The organism is Parafrankia sp. EUN1f (assembly GCF_000177675.1).
Lineage (GTDB): Bacteria > Actinomycetota > Actinomycetes > Frankiales > Frankiaceae > Parafrankia.
The window spans coordinates 1-3,635 of sequence record NZ_ADGX01000308.1 but is presented as its reverse complement, the minus strand read 5'-3'; the positions used below and the strand labels follow the sequence as shown (position 1 = coordinate 3,635).

The 3,635-nt window shown below is 75.1% G+C and carries 7 protein-coding genes; 4 read left to right on the top strand and 3 right to left on the bottom strand.

Annotated features, from left to right (window positions below):
* Nucleotides 1-283, top strand: a 283-nt coding sequence (locus FREUN1FDRAFT_RS38390) for a hypothetical protein (protein WP_232295617.1), incomplete at its 5' end; no start/stop codon positions are given.
* Complete coding sequence (locus tag FREUN1FDRAFT_RS38385) at nt 276-548, top strand: hypothetical protein (protein WP_006545837.1); 273 nt, start codon at nt 276-278, stop codon at nt 546-548. The genes FREUN1FDRAFT_RS38390 and FREUN1FDRAFT_RS38385, both read left to right, overlap by 8 nt.
* Before the next feature lie 78 nt (nt 549-626).
* Here FREUN1FDRAFT_RS38385 and FREUN1FDRAFT_RS38380 read toward each other — a convergent pair whose 3' ends face one another.
* Nucleotides 627-866 (bottom strand): hypothetical protein, encoded by a 240-nt coding sequence (locus FREUN1FDRAFT_RS38380; protein WP_006545836.1) that lies wholly within the window; start codon nt 864-866, stop codon nt 627-629.
* A 172-nt stretch (nt 867-1,038) separates the two neighbouring features.
* Here FREUN1FDRAFT_RS38380 and FREUN1FDRAFT_RS38375 point away from each other — a divergent pair, with 172 nt between their 5' ends.
* Nucleotides 1,039-1,449: a hypothetical protein gene (locus FREUN1FDRAFT_RS38375; RefSeq protein WP_006545835.1), complete on the top strand. Its 411-nt coding sequence runs from the start codon at nt 1,039-1,041 to the stop codon at nt 1,447-1,449.
* Between the two features lie 64 nt (nt 1,450-1,513).
* Entirely contained in the window at nt 1,514-1,798 is a 285-nt protein-coding gene (locus FREUN1FDRAFT_RS38370; protein ID WP_006545834.1) for a hypothetical protein, read from the top strand.
* Between the two features lie 83 nt (nt 1,799-1,881).
* On the opposite strand, the gene FREUN1FDRAFT_RS38365 is transcribed toward FREUN1FDRAFT_RS38370, so the two are convergent.
* Nucleotides 1,882-2,244, bottom strand: a complete 363-nt coding sequence (locus FREUN1FDRAFT_RS38365) for a hypothetical protein (RefSeq protein WP_006545833.1) — start codon at nt 2,242-2,244, stop codon at nt 1,882-1,884.
* A 184-nt stretch (nt 2,245-2,428) separates the two neighbouring features.
* Nucleotides 2,429-3,478 carry a hypothetical protein gene (locus tag FREUN1FDRAFT_RS38355; protein ID WP_006545832.1) on the bottom strand — a complete coding sequence of 350 codons (1,050 nt, stop codon included), beginning with the start codon at nt 3,476-3,478 and terminating at the stop codon, nt 2,429-2,431.
* Nucleotides 3,479-3,635: the final 157 nt, after the last annotated feature.

Genomic DNA, 3,635 nt, shown 5'->3' with positions numbered 1-3,635 from the left:
CGAGGTGCGGATGGCCGACGTCGCCATCGGCACCGTGGGCCAGGCCCTCGGCCTGCTCGTGCTCCGATCCAGCTTCGAGTGGCAGCGGGACGACGCACTCGCGGCCACGCTGCGGGAGGCCTCCGCCCGCCTGGACGCGCTGACCACCGCCGTGAACCGCCTGACCGTCGGCGCCGGCGGCGCGGTCGACCTCGGTCCCGTCCTCGCGGAGCTCCGCGCGCTGTCCACCCAGCTCGGCCAGCTCACCCTCACCGCAACCATCACGGGAGACACCCATGCCTGACGTCCTCGCCCGTATCGCCGCCGCCGCTCGCGACCTCGGTGAGCGCGCCGCGCGCGCGGCTCTCGCGTCGTTCGCGAGCGGCCTGACCGCCATCACCGCGGCCGCGGCCGCCGGCGACCTGTCCACCGCCCGACTCCTGCTCTCTGGCGCGGTCGGCGCGGCCGTCGGTGCCGGCGTCGAGACGCTGGTCGGTGCGCTCGGTGCGAACCGCGGCGCCGTCGGCTCGGCCAGCCTGGACCCGACGAACCCGGGGCCCGCCCGGTAGCCCTGCTGCCCAGCGCGCGACGCACAGCGGCCCCTGCCCCACCCGGACTCGGGTGGGGCAGGGGCCGCTGTTGCTGTGTCAGAAGCGGCAACCGGCGGTGGTGACCATCGCGGTGGACGCCTCCGTGATCAGGTCGCGGAGGGTGGTCAGCATCGTGTCCCGGTCGTCCTCCTCGGAGCCTGCCACCTCGGCGATCTCCCACCGGGCCGCGTCCAGGAGGGCCTGGAGCCGGTCGATGGTCGCCGCGTGGGTGGGCTTCCAGGCGCCCTCCGCGTTGACCGTGGTCGCCGGGGCCCTGGTGATCTCCGTGGTGTCCATCTCGCTGTCCCCTCTCGCTCGCCTCTCGGTGTGACTCCATTACACACGCATGCGTGTCTACCGTCAACGCGCATGCGTGTGCAATGTGCACCACATGGACTCGATTTGCCATTACACACGCATGCGTGTGTAATGGGGGTGTCGGCAGGGGAGAGCGAAAGGGGACACGGGGATGACGCAGACGGAGCGCAGCGAGATCCGCCAGATCCTGGCGGCGGCCCTCGGCCAGGGCCACCGGATCGGCCGGGCCGAGATCCTCGCGGACCTGGACGGCTGGCGGGAGCGCACCGGCCGGCCCCGCCGGGACCAGGCCCCCGCGGCCAGCGAGCCGCAGCCCGCTCCGACGGCCCCCCTGCTGGCGCTGCCGATCCCCGGCCGGGCCGTCAGCGTCGCCGAGGCCGCCCACCGGCTGGGCGTGGCCGAGGTGACGGTGCGCCGCTACCTCGCCCCGTCCGCCGGCGGCCGCCTGGCCCGCCTCGCCGGCGGCGTCAGCCTCGCCAGCGTGATCGCCTACGCGGCCCGCCGCGACGAGGCGATCCTGCGGACCCGCGGGGTCGCCGGCCCGGGACTCCGAGCGGCCTGATAAACACGCATGCGTGTGCCCCGCGCGCCAGCGGGGCACAGTCCCGACAGCGAGGAGACCCGAGGTGGAACTCACCCCTGCCATGTGGGCGGCCTCGGAGCCAGCCGCCTGGCGCCGCGCCGCAAGCGACTGGCGCAGCCTCGCTGCCGCCGACGCCGTCGACCGCAGCGACCGCGCCCAGCTCGCCGCCGCGCTCGGCTACGCCTCCCCGAACAAGTTGACCAACCTCGCGAGCGAGGGCCGCCAGCTGCGCGCGGCCGCAGCCGCCGGCAACCAGGAGGCACTCGACCGCGTCGCCCGCGCCGAGGCCCTCGGCCGCATCCTCGCCACCACCCCGCCGGCCCGGTAGCCGACCGACACACCTCCCCGCACAGCACACGGCCCGGCCACCCCACACCAGGGGTGGCCGGGCCGGTTTCGGCATGCCCGAGGTCAGCCGACGATGCGCGCCAGCGCGGCGAGCTCGGCCGGCTCGCCGGGGATCCGGCCACGGCACAGCGCACGCCGCGCCCCGTCCAGGTCGACCGCGACCTGCAGATCGGACATGCCCTCGTAGTCCGTCACGTAGAACCAGCGCTTCAGCCGGCCGGACGCGGCCTCCCGCAGCCACAGACCACCCTGCTCGTCGACGAGCGCGGCGACCAGCTCCGCCCGCGCGGCGTCGTCCTCCGCCCAGTCCGCCAGCGCCAGACGCAGCTCCGCGGTCGCGGCCGCCACCCGATCCGCGCGCCGCCCGGCCCGGTACGCGCGCCACCGGGTCAGCAGCGCGGACACCCCCGCGCTACCGCGGGTCACGCCGGACCGCCGGCGGTGCGCTCGGCCGAGGTGCGGCACCCGGCGCAGCCCGGAGGACAGGCGACACGCAGCTTCCGGGCGGCGCGCCGCTGCTTCCGCGTGCCGTGCGGGTCCGCCGCGATCCCGCGAATCCGGATCTCGCCCGGGCGGCCGCCAGTTCCACGCTCGTGCCCACTGGCGCGGCTCACTCCGACACCGCCGGCGTGCCCGCCTGGCGCAGAGCCTCGAGCGCCGTCCGCGCGGCCGCCAACGTCTCGGCGTCCTTCGGGTCGCCGGGCTTCGCCGCGGCAGCCAACGCGGGCACCTTGCGCTCCGCGTGCACCCGCGTCGCCACCGACCCCGGCTCCCGCAACCCGTACATCGTCCGACTCGACACCCCGAGCATCGTGCTGATCAACCAGCTCGTGTGGTCCGCACCGGCCGCATCCACCGTGTGCGCGGACACCGGAGCGTTCCCACCGCCGTCGTTGTCCCGGGGCTGCCGCCGGGCCAGCACCCACCGGTCGAGGTGCCGCGCCGACCACCGCGGACGCAGCGCCGCGTCCGGTAGCTGCGCGTGCATCCGGCCGCCATACGAGTGGTAAGGCCGGTCGATCCCGCGGTGCCACTCGGCGATCGCCTGGGCGTACCGGGCCTCGGCCGGCCGCCGCGCGGGAGCGTCGAGATCCTCCCCCCGCTCACCGATGACGTTGTCGATCTCGTCCCACGACGTCGCCCGCGCCCGGGCCGCGATGACCACCGCGGTGAGCAGCGCCTGCGCCTGGTGCACGATGCTGTCCGCACTCTCGACGAGGACGTCGCCGCGCCGCGGCTGGGTCGGCACCAGCTGGTGCGCTGCGTCCGCCAGGTCGGCGGCCAGGTCCGACACGACCAGCCGTGCCAGCTCCCCCTCGGTCGCCTCGAAATGACCCTCGTCGGCCAGGGCCTGCCAGGTCGTCGCCGGCAGGTCCTCCGACTCCACCAGCGGCGGCGCCAGCACCCCGGCATCCAGCAGCTCGGCCGACAACGCATCCCGCGCGGCCTGCAGGCGGATGATCGCCTCATCCATCGCGGCCAGCGCGCCGCGGCCCACCTCGGTGCGCTCCTCGGCCGTCAGCTCGGACGAGCCCGCCGCGCCGCGCCAGCAGTCCGAACGGGACATCGCCCGGTCGGCGGCGCGACGCGCGGCGGTCCAGGCCTTCTCTGTCTTGTGGGATAGGTCACGTGCTCGCGTCGAGGGTGCGAGGGGGGACATGCTGTCTCCGGCGGTCCGGCGCCCGGGCGGGCGCTCCTGGTGCCACCGAGTGGGGAGCGATTAATTCGACCTCGGATGGATCGCCGTGATCTGCGGATATGCAGGTCAGGTCACCGTTCCTGGCGAAGTAACTTACAAGCGAGTGGTCGCAGGTTCG

Bases quoted from the DNA above. Each gene is read 5' to 3' on its own strand.
- FREUN1FDRAFT_RS38385 (WP_006545837.1), top strand. From the start codon at position 276: ATGCCTGACGTCCTCGCCCGTATCGCCGCCGCCGCTCGCGACCTCGGT.
- FREUN1FDRAFT_RS38380 (WP_006545836.1), bottom strand. From the start codon at position 866: ATGGACACCACGGAGATCACCAGGGCCCCGGCGACCACGGTCAACGCG.
- FREUN1FDRAFT_RS38375 (WP_006545835.1), top strand. From the start codon at position 1,039: ATGACGCAGACGGAGCGCAGCGAGATCCGCCAGATCCTGGCGGCGGCC.
- FREUN1FDRAFT_RS38355 (WP_006545832.1), bottom strand. From the start codon at position 3,478: ATGTCCCCCCTCGCACCCTCGACGCGAGCACGTGACCTATCCCACAAG.